Consider the following 14,879-nt stretch of genomic DNA (forward strand, 5'->3'; position numbering starts at 1 on the left):
CGCTCCAGGTTCGCGCAACTGCATGATCACGTAGTAATCCTCCCCTGCAGGCGCGGTCTCCGTCACGAGTGTTTCGCCTTTGGCTTCCACGCTGAGTTTCTTTGCCGCACTGCGATCCCCCGCAGTCACCACGAGCTTCCGCTCACCAATCGCGATGGGCTTGCGATCCTTGTCCAGAAAGGTGATTTCAAAGCGACGATCCGCGCTGACGTTGAATTCCGCATTCGGCGTGCTTATGGAATCAATCGCCAGGATGCGACCACCACTTGGGCTGAAGATGAAGCGCCCGTGCGCATGCAGACTGCCGCAAAGCGCGAGCAGCATGGTGAGGTGAATCAAAGTCTTTTTCATGCAGATGATCATATCAATAGGGCGCGGCATGTCCATGCCGTGACTGTGATTCGCGTCATGCTACTTCTTCACTTCATCGCCATGCGCGCAGGTGCAGGCATATTCCTTGTTCTTGCACGTGGGGCATTGCTCCAGGTTGAGATTGAACTTCTCATTCACCGCCTTGGCACCTTCCTTCGCGCGGATCTGCACCACGGTGGGGAGGTCATTGCCTTCAGGGATGGCCTTGTCGGAGATCAGCTTGTCGCCATCTTTCGCAAAGCTCAGCTTCGTCGGTGCCGAGCGTTCACCCAGCGTGACGCTGATGACTTGTTCTCCAGGAGCCACAACTTTGTTGTCGTCGTTGATGAAGCGGATTTCGATCTTCTTGTCCTTGTTCACGAAGAACTCGACGTGGGGTTCCACTTCCGTGATGAGCCTTCCGCCAGTAGGACCAGCCTTGGTTGCATGTTCGTGTTTGTCTTTGTCGGCAGCGCTGGCGGTGAAGGCCAGCGCGAGGGTCAGCAGGGTGGTGGTGAGCAGTTTTTTCATGGTGTCAGTCTTCTTGTTTGGTTTGGTTTTATCTTGGCAGCTCAGGCTTGGATGCCAGGCCGCATTGGAAATTCAGTGAGATGCAGAGGCTTCGTTCTCGATGGCTCTCGCGGCGGCTTTGCGGCCAAGCAGCCAGAACATCGCAGGCGTGATCGCCATATCGAGAAAAGTGGAGGAGATGAGACCGCCCACGATCACGACAGCCACAGGATGCAGAATCTCTTTGCCCGGCTGATCCGCCGCCAGCACCAGCGGTATGAGGCCGATGCCCGCAGACAGTGCCGTCATCAGCACCGGCACTAGTCGTTCCAGCGTGCCGCGTATGATCATCTTGCGCGTGAATTCCTCGCCCTCATGCTGCATGAGGTGCAGGTAATGGCTGATCATCATGATGCCATTGCGCGCCGCCACCCCGCCCACGGCGATGAAGCCCACCAGCGTGGCGATGCTGATGTTGTTCAGCTTGAAATACGTGAAGGCCAGCCCGCCCATGAGCGCCAGCGGGATGTTGACCAATACCTGCAACGCCAGCGAGGCACTGCGAAAGTACCCGTAGAGCATCAGGAAGATCGCCACGAACACGATGGCTGAAAACAGCGCGATGCGCTGCGTGGCCTCCTGCTGCGCCTGGAACTCGCCCTCAAAGGTGATGAAGTAGCCTTCAGGCAGTTTTATCTTCGCCGTGACTTCATCACGCAACCTCACGACGAGGTTCGACACATCCCGCACCGTGGGTTTGATGGCCAGCGCGAAACGCCGCTGGCTGTTCTCACGAAAGATGACGTTCGGCCCCTTCGCCTCACGCACATCGGCCACCAGTGACAAAGGAATACGCTGCAAGTGCCGCCCATCGCCCTCGTCTTGCATCTCGATGGGCAGCTCGGCAATCTTGTCCGGTGAATCACGCCACTCAACCGGCAGCCGCATCACCAGATTCACACGCCGCTGGCCTTCGCGCAGCTCAGCCACCGCCTTGCCACCAATGAGGCTGGAGAGCTGGTCATTCAGTTTGCCCGGCGCGATGCCATACGCCTTCGCGCGATCACGGTCCGCCTCAATGCGGAGCTGCGGGATGGAGGAGGTCTGGTCGAGCTTGCAGTCTTGAAACCCCGGGATGGATTTGGCGATGCTTTGAATCTCGATGCCAATCTGCCGCAGCTTGTCGAGATCAGGCCCGAAGATCTTCACCGCCACAGGGGCGGAGACGCCGCTCATCATGTGGCCGATGCGGTCAGCCAGCGGCCCACCCACGATGGCAAAGACGCCCGGCACCGTTTTGATCTTCTTCGAGATGTCATCCAGGATCTCTTTGCGAGTGCGCCCCTTCCCTGCGTGCTCGCCTTCGATCTCGCGAAAATCCACATCGAACTCCGCCGTGGACACGGGCACCACGTGGTCGCCACGCTCCGCACGCCCCAGGCGGCGGCCCACCTTGCGCACTTCCGGCACGGTGAGGATCTGCTGCTCGATCACGTCGGAGATTTTGTTCATCTCCTCCAGCGAAGTGCCCGGCGCAGTCGTCGCAGCGACCAGCGCCGTCTCCTCCTGGAATTTCGGCAGGAAGTCCTTGTTCATCTGCGGATACAGCGAGAACGAGCCAATCAGCAGCACCACCGCCAGCGTGAGGACAATGAGCGGTTGATTGAGGGCAAAGCGCAGCAGCGTGTGCTCCAGCAGCCGCTTCATGCTGCGGGTGATGAAGCCGTCCTTGTGCGCATGCCCTGCGGCCGGGTTCAGCAGCAGCGAGCACAGCACCGGAATGGCCGTGAGTGAAACGATGAACGAGGCGATCATCGAAATGATCGTGGCGATGGCAATCGGCGCGAACAGCTTCCCCTCCACGCCCGTCAGTCCGAGCAGCGGCAGGAAGACAAGGATGATGAGAATGGTGGCGTAAAAGATGGAGTTCCGCACCTCGCCCGAGGCTTTGGCGATCACCTGCAGTTTCGGATGCGGCTTCGTCAGCGCCGCATTTTCCCGCAGCCGGCGGAACACGTTCTCCACATCCACAATCGCATCATCCACCACCATGCCGATGGCGACGGCAAGTCCGCCGAGCGTCATGGAGTTCACGCTGATGCCGAACCATTTGAAGATCAGCAGCGTGATCCCAAAGGACAGCGGCATGGCCATCAGCGTGATGAAGGTGGTGCGGAAGTTCAGCAGAAACAAAAACAGCACCAGCGTCACCATGATGGCCCCGTCACGGATGGCCTCGGTCAGATTGCCGATGGCATGATCAATGAAATCCTTCTGCTGAAACAGCAGCGTGGTCTCCACGCCTTTCGGAAATGTGGCCTGCAGTTCATCCAGCGCCTGCTTGATCTGCTCCGTCAGCTTGCGCGTGTCAAAGCCTGGCGCCTTTGTGATGGACATGATGACGCCATACGTCGGCGACTTCTCCGGAGCCTGGCTCACCGTGGCATCACCACGCATCGGCTCGATGCCCCAGACCACATTCGCCACATCACCGATGGAGATCGGCCGGTCGTTGATCTTCTTGATGATCGTCCGCGCGATGTCGTTGAGCTCCACCGTCATCGCTAGATTGCGCACCATGATTTCCGTCGGTCCTGTATTGAGAAAGCCGCCCGTCGTCGTGTTGGCTGCCTCGGCAGCAGCACGCTCCAGCTCATCGTAGCTGATGCCGTTGGCTTGCATCTTGTAGGGGTCGGGCTGAATCTCGATCTGCTTGATGCCGCCGCCCATGTTCAAGATTTCAGCAATGCCGGAGATGCTCTGCAGGCGGCGCTTGATCGTCCAGTCTGCCAGAGATCGCACCTCACGCGGCGGAATGTGGCCTGGCTCGCCCTCCTTGGTCGTTGATCGCACGCCGACCAGCAGGATCTCACCCATCAGCGAAGCCACTGGCGTCATGAACGGCTGTACGCCCGGCGGCAGCTGGCCGCGCACACTTTGCAGCCGCTCCTGCACCAGCATGCGCGCCTTGTAGATGTCCGTGTCCCAGCCGAACTCCGCATACACGAGCGAGAGCGACACATCCGAATTCGACCTCAGCCGTGTGAGCCCCGCCACACCCATCAGCGCGCTCTCCATTGGCTGCGTCACACGCATCTCCACCTCTTCCGGTGCGAGCCCTGGCGACTCTGTGAGGATGATCACCGTCGGCTTCGTCAAATCCGGCAGCACCTCCACCGGCAGCTCCGTGGCCGTGCGCACACCCATCACCATAAGGACGAGAGACATTCCAATGATGACTGCTCGATTCGCGAGCGACCAATGAATCAGCTTGTTCAGCATGGCTACTGCGCCTCCTTCTCAGTGGGTTTCGCAGCAGGGGCATCCTCATCGGCAAGTTCGCGCTTTTTGGAAAAGAGCGAGATCAGCAGCAGCACAAAAAGTACGATGGAAGCATACATCCACATCGGGCTGGAGCCTTCCTCTTCATGCTCATGGTCATGCGCCGCACCGCCTTTTTTCCCCTCCATCGCGGCCTTCTTTTCTGGCGTCAGCTCGGAGCCGTCCTCCGCATGCTCATGGCCATGCGCCGCATCCAGCGCCTCCTTGAGCGAGACGCTGCTGGCTCCGGCAAAGGACAGGGAATAAGCACCGCGCGTCACCACCTCGTCCGCAGGCAGCAGGCCGTTGGTGATCTCCACAAAGCGGTCGTTGATCTCGCCCACCTGCACCTGCGTTTTGATAAAAGCATTCGGCAGGTCAAAGTCCTTCACATAGACAAAGCGGTTGCTCGATTCCCCCTGCAGGGCCGCGCGTGGCACGCTCACCACATCGCTGCGCTTGCTCATCACAATGGAGAACTCCGCACGCATCCCCGCCCGCAGCAGCCCGCCCGGATTCGTCAGGCGGAAGATCGCGTCGATCGTCCCGCTCTCCTTGTCAGCACTCGTGCCAAAGCGCAGCAGCTCCCCTTTGAATTTCTCATTGGGCAGTGCGGCCACTTTGATGTGCGCCTCCGTGCCTGGCTTCATGCGTCCGGCCTGATGTTCCGGCACGCGCGCCACCGCATACACCTCACTCAGGTCCGTGATTTCCAGCAGCGCCTTTTCCGGGTCCAGCGGATCGCCCAGCCGCGCATCCACCCGCGTCACCAGACCTGCCAGCGGAGCCTTCAGCGGAATGACCGGCGGCGGATCACCGGGCATGCGGCTCTCAATTTTCGCCACCTCATCATCCTTCTTCACCGTGTCGCCCGGTGCCACCTTCAGCTCCACAATGCGCCCCGAAATACGCGTGCTCACCGCCGCCACTTTGCTCGGGATGGCCTCGATGCGGCCCAGTGAAAAGATGGTGGCCTCGAAGTCCGTCTCCTCCACCTCCACGGTTTCGATGCGAAGATTTTTCACGCCAGTTTCATCCAGCACCACCGTGTTAGCCACGCGTTTGGAGTCGCCCTCGGCATGCGCCATGCCTGACACGGCGAGGCAGAGGATCAGTCGGTAAAGAGAACGAATCATAAAGGTAAATCAGAGCAGGGGCAGGTCGTTCAGCGTTTTGCTGGAGTGGATGAGGTGGCTGCACCCGCAGGCGCATGCTTGCCCGTGGCCGCTTCGTAGCGGATGCGCGCCAGATGGAAATCACGCACGGCATCCAGCGCCGCGGCCTCCAGTTGCAGGCGTTGCTCACGCGCACGCAGGATGGTCAGCAGATTGGTCTGGCCCTGCTCGTAGGCCTTTTCGAGCTTGTCTGTCTGCTCAATCACCAGCGGCAGCAGCTTGTCCCGCGTTTCATGGGCCAGGTCGGCATTGGCCTGCATTTCGAGGCGGGCCGTTTCGGCTTCGCTGATGATTTGCTTGCCCAGCGCTTCTCGTTCCAGCACGGCACGCTCCGCACTCGCGGCCTTCTCGGCGATCTCTCCCTGATTGCGGCTCCAGAACGGCAGCGGGATGGAAATGCTGAAGCCATAATAGCCTGTGTACTGGCGGTAAGTCGGAGTCACATCCTGCATTTCCCGAGAGGCAAACACCCCCGCTTTCACATCCGGCAAACGCCGCGCTTTGGCGAGTTGCTGGTCCGTCGTGGCTGCTGCGATCTTGGTCTGGGCCAGCTGATAGTCCGCCCGCTGCATCCAGCCCGCACCCATGCCTGGAACGGCCAGTTCCGGCAGCTCGCCCGAGAGATTCAATGCCTCCTCAGGCGGCAGACCCAGCATGGGTTTGAGCTGACCCATCAGGCTGATGCTGGTTGTCTCCAGTTTCCGCGTCTCCAGCAGCAGTCGCTGCGCATCCACTTGGGCCTGGGCGGCATCCAGAGCGGAAATCTCCCCCACTTTTGCACGCCCGCGCACAAACTCAGAAAGCTTCGTGGCCAGTGCCGTTTGCTGCCTTCGTAAAATACGCTGCTGGGTGAGCGACATCAATTGCACCGCAAGGCTCTGTGCCTCCGCGATCAAGCGCCGTTCCGCATCCCGCACCTCCAGCTCCGCCGCTCCCACTATTTGCGAACTGAGTTTCTTTTCCAGGCTCAGCCTGCGGGTGATGGGAAACGCCTGATCGATGGAAAACACCCCCGTTTGTGGACTGACCTTGCTTTGATTTTGAAGAGCGTAGCCAAACGTCGGATTCGAAAGCCTGCCAGAGCCGAGCTGACGGCCCCGCGCCTCCTCCACCGCGAGCCGCGCGGCTTTGAGAGTTGGGTGCGAAATGCGCACCTGCATGCCGATATCAGCAAGCGAAAGCGTCAGGGCAGGGGCCGTGACGGCGGCTGCCATCATTAAGAAAGTGCACAAAAGAGAAGAGCGAAACATGGAAAGCATGATGGTTGGAGATTTGCAGGCGTGGACAGGCCATGCCTTGGGCCAGGGGAAAAAGCAGAAGCGCCTCAGCCGTCAGTCGTGGACGGCGGCGCACACCTCTCTCAAACCAAAATCACCATGCAGCGTGCCACCTGCAAAGCCGCAGGCGGCGGACTCTCACCCCCGGTCTCCAGGGGCGTCTTCATCATTTCATTCACCGTGAGTCCTTCAATCAGCACCCACTCATGCACGGGGATCTCCGCCACCAAGACGGCTACAAAGGCCGGGATGGAAACCACCGTCAGACCTGCGGTGCCCGTCAGCAAATCCACGGTCAGCGGCGCATGCTGCTCCGTATCCTCATGGTCACCGTCCTCCTCGTGCGAGTCCTCAGAGCAGGAAACAAACCCGGTCTTTCCGGTCTCCACTTCGTGATGGCAGTGCTCCGCAGCTGTCTCCACCCTCGTTCCATGATGATCACAGACAAATCCGCGCTGCATCCCAAACACCTGCGCGCAGCCCACGACCAGAACGGCCAGTGAGGCAAGAATGCGCTTGGGAAGGAATACCATGGCGAAGGTAAGATGCGAGCAAGGCCGGCTTTGTTCAATGTGATTTTTTGCCAGCGCCTCAGCGGAGCTCCCATTCGCAAGTGCCGGAGACAGGACTCGAACCTGCACTAGTTTCCCAACCAGATCCTAAGTCTCGTTGTTGCGGGTTTCGTTAAGTTTGCTAATGTTCGCTTGTGAACGATATAAATGATTATGAATCAAAGGATTAAGAGCCATCGACCGCATACTTGAGCGATCACGCGCGAGCAAAGATGGACAAGAAAAGTGGCCAAGAAGTGGCCAAGGTTGTTTCAGGTCACAAGAAAACGAAGACGAAGGCATTGCCCAAAACAGACTCGCGGTATTGGCTCGCCCGCTTGTTTCGAAATAGCTATCAAAACGGGGATGAAACATCGCTCACGCGAGATTGGTGCGCGCGCATCGCCCGCGCAGGGAGGCGCGAAACCTTCAACCTCGGCTCGCCGAATCGTGATGCGGCGGCACGGACAGCGCAGAAAATTTATTCATCTCTGCTCACCGACGGATGGGAAAAGACGCTGGCGGAATTCAAACCGAAGGCCGCGAAATCGACGCATATCGCTACCGTCGGAGAATTCCTCGCGGAGGTGAAAGCCACAGCAGGTTTTCGTGCATCCACGTTCACAGTTTATTCTCAGAGCTTGCGACAAATAACAGCTGAAATCTGCGACATCGGCGACCAGCCCGCTCTGGATGAAGATGGACAACCCAAGCGCGACCGCAAAAAACGGATCGTTTATCTTTCGCGTCGGGACCATCAAAGTGGTGGGCGGGTGGCATGGGTGGCGAAAGTGGAGGCGCAAACGCTGGATATTTTAACGGCTGCTGCCCTGCAGCGGTGGAAACTCGCATACATCGAGAAAGCAGGCACGGCACCCGATGCGGTTCGAAGAGCCACCAACACGGCTGGATCCCTCCTCCGAAGCGCCAGAGCATTGTTTTCAGAGCGTGCGCTCAAATACGTGCTCGACACGCTCACCCTGCCCAATCCACTTCCATTTGCCGGGCTTAAAATACCCAAAATGACCGGTACTCGTTACGTTTCCCGGATCAACACCCACTCGCTGATAAAGACGGCCCATGTCGAACTGAGCGGCGAGCCATTTAAGATCTTTTGCCTCGGTTTACTCTGCGGCCTGCGAAAACGTGAGATCGACACGTTGTTGTGGCGGCAGGTCGATTTTCACAGCGGTCAGATTTGCATCGAGGCAACGGAGCTTTTTCAACCCAAGAGCGAGGAGTCATTCGGAGCCGTGGATTTGGATGCTGAGCTTCTGGGGCTCATGAAAGGCTGGAAAGCCAAGGGCAAGGGAGAATTCGTTATAGCGCCGGACCTAAAACCGCAGCAGCACATGTCTCGCTCCAATTATCGTTGCACCCGCCACTTCAAAGCGCTGTACGCGTGGTTGAAGGGCCATGGTATCAGCGACACCAAAAAGCTCCATACGTTGCGCAAAGAACTGGGTGCAGTCCTCGCGTCAGAGCAGGGCATTTTTGCCGCTCAGAGCGTGCTCAGGCACGCGCAGATCAGCACGACTGCCGCTTACTATGCCGACAAGAAAAAGCGCATAACAGCCGGCTTGGGGGCACTGCTTGCCAATTCGGATTAATTGAACTGAGCATTCCAACCCCACCTCAAAATCGTGAACACCAGGAACGGACCGCCAAAGGATGTGCCGGGATTATTTCGCTTTGTGCAGGAGTTTGGCGGGAGGAAATACAAAGCTTTTATGCAGCCTGAGTTGTCTAAAAAATACGATGAGCTGAAATTCAATGCGGAAGCTCGGGAGCTGAATCTTTCCAATGCATTGGACATTTCCCTTCGAATCTCTCCGGAATCACTTGAACGACTGGTTCAATACAATCGCCATATTCTTTTGGCGATGTCCGATGAAGACTGCATGGAGGAATTCGGTGAATCGTTGAGCTCCGAATCGAAAGAGGGCTTGCTCTTCATGATGCATCAGTGCTGCAAAGTGGTTTTGAATATTCAACAAGCTCTTGGCAAAGAACTCTCAGTTCTAATGCAAAAGTCCTTCATCTCTTCGAACATGGACGGAGAAAATGAATCATCGCGTCTCAATGAATCCGAAGCATTGAAGATTTTGACGAAGAGATTTGCCACATCACTGGAAATTCTTTCAAATAGCAGAAAAACTCCACAAAAACCCCTTCATGTCAGTCTTGAATATGATGACGGTAAAAAAGAAAAATCGCTGCTTACCCTAAGAGCAATCGATGTTGCTTTGGAATTAGCTAACCAACTGCAGAGGTGCCCATTCAAAAAAGAATTGAGCGATGAATTGGAAACAAGGCATCATCAAGAATTGATTGTAGAACGCGACAAGAAGAATCTCTCACCTGTGAACTGGAGCGAGCAATTCGAGCAAGCGGGGCTGAAAAATTTGCCAATCGAGTAACAAAATACGTCAATAAAAGTCTTTATCGCCAAAAATTAAAATTTTGGCGATACGCTCATAGCGAGACTTCTGGCGACAAATCGTGAAAGGGTCAGGCACGATGAAACCAGAACCCCCCTCGTGTACACCCGAACTTTTAACGCCCGCACAACTCGCGGCCAGATGGTCTGTTACGACCGTCACTCTAAGAAGGTGGCGGCGGCTCGGACGAATTCAGGCAATCCATCTAGGACGAGGCGTTCGCTTCTCTCTCTCCGACGTCGAACGTTTTGAGACTCAAGCTCGCGCATAGGCCATCAAACATTTTTACCCGGTTCTCGTCATGTCCACATTCCGATTCAACCCTCCGCTCGTCATCAACAATCCCGACGCTCCCAGAGAGCCGAAGCGCAAAGCCAAGCCGAAAAACCCGGTGGGCAAGCGCGAGTTGGTGAACCCCACGCTACAGGAGTTCCCATCCCCCAACAGCCCGCTGTTCAATCAAGGGCTTGTTCACATACGTAAAACGCTGGGAAAGAACGCTTACCATGTGATGCACGAGCTCGGCACGCACAAGCCATGGTTCCAACTGACCCCTGCGCGCGTGTCCGAGCTTGCCGAACTGAGCCGCACCGCCTGCAACAAGGCAATCCAACTGCTGATCAACGCTGGCTACATCGAGCGCGTGGAGTGCCGCAAGGGCGGGCGCTGGTTCGGGCACGTGCTGCACAGCTGCCTGGCTGGGAACATCCAGAAGCTCCCTGGCTATGTCACCCACTTCTCCGTCGACGCCAACACCAAGGAAGCAGCCACCCGCCAAGCGCGAAAGAAGGCGGGCAACTTCTCCCCAAACCCCGACCAACCACCAACGGACAGGAATCTCAGATCCGAACTATAAAAAAACCGCACCCCCAGTTTTTTGGTAAGTGCGGCTCTCTTGGCGGAGACTCGTAAAGTACCTGATTAGCCAGTGGGGTGCAACAACAAAGCACCATGAAAACTAACCTGTACGGGGCGAAATGCGCCCTGCGCCTGCCTCAGCTGATGACACGGCTAGGAGTTCCACGCGAATCAATCCCGATGCGCGATGGTCAATCGGTTCGCTGTCCTTGGCATCGCGAACATAGGAACGGTGATCTCAATCCGTCCTTCAACGTCTATAGAAATGGCACCCGCGCAAAATGTTTCACCTGTGACTTCAACATAGATGGTCCGGAATTCGTCCAGCGCTGGCTTTCGCTAAACAAGCGTGATGCCTTCAAAAAGTTTACAGACATTGCTGGAGCGGTTCCTACCAGTGGATCCGCGACGATCTCTCTACCTGCGCTCCAAAAGCCCCAGGAACTATCCATGCCGAGGCTCTGGCCGTTCACTGAGGAAAATATGAAGCAATTGAGTGCGGTGCGCAGAATTTCCGAAGCTGCGATCGCATGGGCATGCAGCCAGCAGGTTCTGTTCTTCGCATCTGTGTGCGGGCAACCTTCATGGATATTGACCGACTCGGAACGTAAAATCGCGGAAGCTCGAAGACTGAACGGCGAATACTATCCGTCGTTACCACCACTGTCCCAGCGAAAAGCCCATACTGTGTACGGCTCCAGCAAGGCATGGCCACTCGGCACATCGCTGTTGCGCCGCTATCCACAAATTCGAAAGGTCATGCTCGTGGAAGGTGGTCCGGACTACCTCGCGGCGTTTCATTTCCTGCACCATTTTGGAGTGCGCGACGTCGTGCCCGTTGCCATGCTTGGCAGGGGAGCTGGGAAATCGGGCGGAATTGATCCAGGGGCGCTGTGCCTTCTGGCTGGAAAACGTGTGCGAATCTATCCGCATGCGGATGCAGATGGAGGCGGAATACGTAGCGCAATGGCATGGCATGCTCAGTTGCGGGTGCACGGATGTGACGTGGACTATTTCACCTTCCACGGACTGCTGCGCGCAGATGGCGCCCCGGCCAAGGACCTCAACGACATGACGTCATTGCATCAAAATACTCATTTCAACTTTTCGAATCTTTTGCCATGAACCCGCTCAATCATCATCAAGATAAAAACACATCTCTTCCACCGCCACCTCCAGACCCCAGCAGCGGAGTTACTTCGTCGCAGTGGAATGGTGGCTTTCCGCCGCCGTCCAATCCAACGCCGCTGTTTCCAGGTTCTCCATTGGCGCCACCTGTTTATTCACTTGCGCCGATCATATCGCAACCAGGTGTTGGGAATGCGATGACAACCCCTCAACTGGTTTTTCCACCGGCATTCCAACCTGAGGCATCTGATGATCACCCTGATGGTTTCGCAGGAAACGCAGGTTTTGACACCGAGGAAGAATGCGAGAGTGAATTCCCATTGGACTGCCTGCCAATCGCCATGCGTCGAATCGCTGAAGAGGTTAGCCGATCAACACTTGCAACCGTTTCATTGAGCGCTGCGTGCGTTCTGGGAACTGTTTCTGCAGCCCTTGGGGCCGGGGTGGAGATTGCCACCGGTGGTGGTGAATCGCTACGTGGCAATTTGTTCATCATGGCAGCAGCGGAGAGCGGAACCGGGAAAAGTCGCGCATTCAGCGCCGTCGTTGAACCTCTCAAAGAATTCGAACGTGATCTGTTGTTGTTATGGAACGACAATCAAAAACCGTCACTTACGGCAGAACTTTTGGTCCTGGAGCAAGAGCTCCAAATGCGGCAAAAAAGTGCAAAGGGTGGTAAGGCTCAGCTCGACCGCGATGCTCTCATTAAAGAGATCGCACGTCTAAATAAAGCTGTTGCAGCCGTCAAAAATAAGCTGGTCGAACCTCGCATGATTGTTTCCGATGCCACAAAAGAAGCGCTGGCCATTAAACTGGCACACGGCAAAAATGAAGCGCTTGCGAGCATGAACGGTGAAGCCAGAGGATGTATTGACGTGCTCTGTGGTAGATACAACAGCATGACCGATGAGGGCCTTTATCTTGCAGGTTATACCGGGGACCAACTGACTAGTGACCGGGTCAATCGTGAGCCAGTCCTCCTGCACCGCCCATGCCTTTCGCTGCTCTGGCTTTTTCAACCAGACAAAATTGACCAGTTGACCGGAACTGAGGCATTCACCGCAGGTGGCCTGATGCCCCGCTGTCTGATCTTCAATTCACGCGCCCGCCCTCAGGAAGAACCATTGATCCGTCACTCGATCCAAAAAACTGTCAGTGAAATGTGGCGCAACCTTGTGGTTAAACTGGCCGAGAACTTTCATCACAGGGATATTCCCGTCACCATTCAAACTGCACCAGAGGCTGCTGAATTGTTTCGCGAATACCACAACATGATCGTTCAACGCCGAAATGATGGAGACCTAAACGACGTCAATTCATACGCTGCGCGATGGGCTGAAAACGCGTGGAGGATTGCACTGGTTCTCCACGCAGGGTCATACGCCGAGGCCGCAATAAATCACGAATTGAACGCTGACATAGCAAGGGCAGCCATCGCCATAATGAATTGGTTTGCTGACCGGCAACTTGAAATACTCAGTGGCGCACGGGAACAAAAACGAACTGAGCGCAGCACTAAACTCTTTAATTTGCTGGCAGTGAAACCCGGCATGGCTTGCACGCTGCGCGACCTTGCCCGACGAAACGGTTACGAAAGAGGCGAAATTGAGGCCATCGCAAAGGATCACCCGGATCAAATCTCAATTATCAAACTTCAAGCAGCAAACGGTGGGAGACCCACTGAGATAGTTAAGCTCATTACAATAGGCCCCCGGTGACAAAACCTGCGAAACCTGCGAAACCTCAGAGCATCGTATCATTGCCCCGAGGAAATTAGTTCTCCGCCATGCGGTTATCCCGCAGTCGGCAGCAGCTTCTAGATAGCGTGAGGTTACTTCTGACCTCACGACCGATGTCTGTTGGTTAGCACAGCTACGAGGAATTCGACGTTCTCGCCAAATCCCATGCCGTCGTCGCAACGGATGCTCTGAGCATCCCGAGTCACCGCAATTAACACCGATTTTATGCCCCACGTTACACACAACCAAAAAAGACATGGCCGAGATGAATGCACAGATACCACTGGGTCAATGATGACCACGTGCATAAAGTGGCCCAGGTATGAGATCGGACACATCGCATGCGCAAGCTGGGATCGATCACGGTTGTCGCAGATCAAGACACACCACATCCCCGGTGTTGCTGCGACACAGCAGGCGGTGCCGGGAGAGCACGGGCAGCACCCAGCATTTGTTTTCGAGCACCGGTGCCCGCGCCAGCACTTTGATACCGGTGTCCGAGGGTTGGCAGAGTTGCAGTTCGCCGGTGGTGCTCAGCACGATGAGATGACCGTCGCTGGAGATGGCGATGCCCTTGGCCACCTCAGCGGATTGCCACAAGGCCTTCCCGGTGGTCAGGTCGAGACAGCGCAGGTCATTCACACCGCGCTTGGAATCGTTGAAGACCATCAGTGCTTTGGTGCCCCAAGGCACGCCGGAATTGTACAGCAGACCGAGGTCACGCACGTTCCACGCTGCATTCAGCGTGCTTCCATCAAAGTTCAATCCGGTGGAGCCATCGTTGCCGGTATGCGAGATGAAAATCATGCCGCTGGCAGTGACAACTGGGGTGGCGCAGTTGCAGAAGTCGTTCGTCGTTGTCGCATAGCTGGCGATGGCACTGCCTTTCTGAAGATCGAGCACCGCGAGTTCCCGCCCCTTGAACATCACCAGCCTGTCCTGACCGCTCAGCGAAGCCACCACCGGTGTGGAGTAGCCCGCTTCGCCCACACCTTGAGCCCAGATCGTATCGCCAGTGGCCGCGTTGAGGCAAACAGTCGATCCAACGTTTCCGCCGACATCGAGAATAAGCTTTCCCTGCCAGAGCAGTGGGCTGCCGGCGTAACCATAGACAGGTCGCTGGCCGTGGAAATCGAGCAAAAGGTTTTTCTGCCACACGATCTTGCCCGTGAGTGCGTCCAGGCAGAACACATCCCCTTCGCGGCTGACGGTGAAGACTCTGCCGTCGCCAACACAGGGCGTGGCGCTCGGACCACCGGGTACGATGGGCATTTGATGAGCCGCACTCTTGCAGGGGTAGTCATGCCGCCAGAGCGGCTTTCCGCTCGCCAGATCGAGGCAGAAAAGGGTGTCCTGATTCTCGCCATCATTGCCCATTGTGAAGACACGCCCGTCCACCACGGCAAACGATGCCATGCCCGCGCCCACCTTCGCGCGCCACGCCACTGGCGGGCCCTCATTCGGCCACTCTTTGCGCCACCCTGTTTCAGACGTTGTGTTGTTGCGCGCCGGACCATGAAACTGTGGC

At 56.7% G+C, this 14,879-nt stretch carries 13 protein-coding genes; 6 read left to right on the top strand and 7 right to left on the bottom strand.

Annotation, left to right across the window (positions count from 1 at the left end):
- From ACIREA_RS12050 to ACIREA_RS12075, 6 genes are all read right to left on the bottom strand, one after another.
- A partial coding sequence (locus tag ACIREA_RS12050) for a hypothetical protein (protein ID WP_397382520.1) occupies nucleotides 1-351 on the bottom strand: 351 nt, incomplete at its 3' end.
- A 60-nt stretch (nucleotides 352-411) separates the two neighbouring features.
- Nucleotides 412-882, bottom strand: coding sequence for a hypothetical protein (locus ACIREA_RS12055; RefSeq protein ID WP_397382521.1), 471 nt, complete (start codon nucleotides 880-882; stop codon nucleotides 412-414).
- Nucleotides 883-954: 72 nt separating this feature from the next.
- Nucleotides 955-4,143, bottom strand: coding sequence for an efflux RND transporter permease subunit (locus ACIREA_RS12060; protein WP_397382522.1), 3,189 nt, complete (start codon nucleotides 4,141-4,143; stop codon nucleotides 955-957).
- A 2-nt stretch (nucleotides 4,144-4,145) separates the two neighbouring features.
- Complete coding sequence (locus tag ACIREA_RS12065) at nucleotides 4,146-5,318, bottom strand: efflux RND transporter periplasmic adaptor subunit (RefSeq protein ID WP_397382523.1); 1,173 nt, start codon at nucleotides 5,316-5,318, stop codon at nucleotides 4,146-4,148.
- A 29-nt stretch (nucleotides 5,319-5,347) separates the two neighbouring features.
- The gene (locus ACIREA_RS12070; protein ID WP_397382524.1) at nucleotides 5,348-6,571 is read right to left on the bottom strand and encodes a TolC family protein; all 1,224 of its coding nucleotides are present in this window, start codon (nucleotides 6,569-6,571) and stop codon (nucleotides 5,348-5,350) included.
- Nucleotides 6,572-6,717: 146 nt separating this feature from the next.
- Complete coding sequence (locus ACIREA_RS12075) at nucleotides 6,718-7,167, bottom strand: hypothetical protein (RefSeq protein ID WP_397382525.1); 450 nt, start codon at nucleotides 7,165-7,167, stop codon at nucleotides 6,718-6,720.
- 251 nt (nucleotides 7,168-7,418) lie between these two features.
- Here ACIREA_RS12075 and ACIREA_RS12080 point away from each other — a divergent pair, with 251 nt between their 5' ends.
- From ACIREA_RS12080 to ACIREA_RS12105, 6 genes are all read left to right on the top strand, one after another.
- Nucleotides 7,419-8,795, top strand: a complete 1,377-nt coding sequence (locus tag ACIREA_RS12080) for a tyrosine-type recombinase/integrase (RefSeq protein ID WP_397382526.1) — start codon at nucleotides 7,419-7,421, stop codon at nucleotides 8,793-8,795.
- A gap of 33 nt (nucleotides 8,796-8,828) precedes the next feature.
- Entirely contained in the window at nucleotides 8,829-9,605 is a 777-nt protein-coding gene (locus ACIREA_RS12085) for a hypothetical protein (protein WP_397382527.1), read from the top strand.
- A 100-nt stretch (nucleotides 9,606-9,705) separates the two neighbouring features.
- Complete coding sequence (locus ACIREA_RS12090; RefSeq protein WP_397382528.1) at nucleotides 9,706-9,897, top strand: helix-turn-helix domain-containing protein; 192 nt, start codon at nucleotides 9,706-9,708, stop codon at nucleotides 9,895-9,897.
- Nucleotides 9,898-9,927: 30 nt separating this feature from the next.
- The gene (locus tag ACIREA_RS12095; RefSeq protein WP_397382529.1) at nucleotides 9,928-10,482 is read left to right on the top strand and encodes a MarR family transcriptional regulator; all 555 of its coding nucleotides are present in this window, start codon (nucleotides 9,928-9,930) and stop codon (nucleotides 10,480-10,482) included.
- A gap of 95 nt (nucleotides 10,483-10,577) precedes the next feature.
- Nucleotides 10,578-11,609 (top strand): hypothetical protein, encoded by a 1,032-nt coding sequence (locus ACIREA_RS12100; protein ID WP_397382530.1) that lies wholly within the window; start codon nucleotides 10,578-10,580, stop codon nucleotides 11,607-11,609.
- Nucleotides 11,606-13,330, top strand: a complete 1,725-nt coding sequence (locus ACIREA_RS12105) for a DUF3987 domain-containing protein (protein ID WP_397382531.1) — start codon at nucleotides 11,606-11,608, stop codon at nucleotides 13,328-13,330. Before ACIREA_RS12100 ends, ACIREA_RS12105 begins: the two co-directional genes overlap by 4 nt.
- A 381-nt stretch (nucleotides 13,331-13,711) precedes the next feature.
- Here the strand turns inward: ACIREA_RS12105 and ACIREA_RS12110 are convergent.
- A partial coding sequence (locus tag ACIREA_RS12110; RefSeq protein WP_397382532.1) for a PQQ-binding-like beta-propeller repeat protein occupies nucleotides 13,712-14,879 on the bottom strand: 1,168 nt, incomplete at its 5' end.

It is taken from the genome of Prosthecobacter sp., assembly GCF_044373815.1.
In the GTDB taxonomy this organism is placed as follows: Bacteria; Verrucomicrobiota; Verrucomicrobiia; order Verrucomicrobiales; family Verrucomicrobiaceae; genus Prosthecobacter.